Annotated in this window: 1 rRNA gene; it reads left to right on the top strand. The window is 56.1% G+C overall.

Going from position 1 to position 326, the window contains the following annotated elements:
• A 23S ribosomal RNA gene (locus tag PUR61_RS09120) occupies window positions 1-326 on the top strand; the annotation flags it as partial.

The raw sequence follows: 326 nt of genomic DNA, 5'->3' as shown, positions 1-326 counted from the left end.
CTGCGTGCCTTTTGAAGAATGAGCCTGCGAGTTTGCGGTGTGTAGCGAGGTTAACCCGTGTGGGGTAGCCGTAGCGAAAGCGAGTCCGAATAGGGCGTTTGAGTTGCATGCCCAAGACCCGAAGCGGAGTGATCTAGCCAGGGGCAGGTTGAAGCGGAGGTAAGACTTCGTGGAGGACCGAACCCCCCAGGGTTGAAAACCTGGGGGATGACCTGTGGTTAGGGGTGAAAGGCCAATCAAACTCCGTGATAGCTGGTTCTCCCCGAAATGCATTTAGGTGCAGCGTCACGTGTTTCTTGCCGGAGGTAGAGCACTGGATAGGCGAT

The sequence above is a fragment of the Streptomyces sp. BE20 genome (genome assembly GCF_036322525.1).
In the GTDB taxonomy this organism is placed as follows: domain Bacteria; phylum Actinomycetota; class Actinomycetes; order Streptomycetales; family Streptomycetaceae; genus Kitasatospora.
This window is presented reverse-complemented; position numbering and strand designations above follow the sequence as displayed.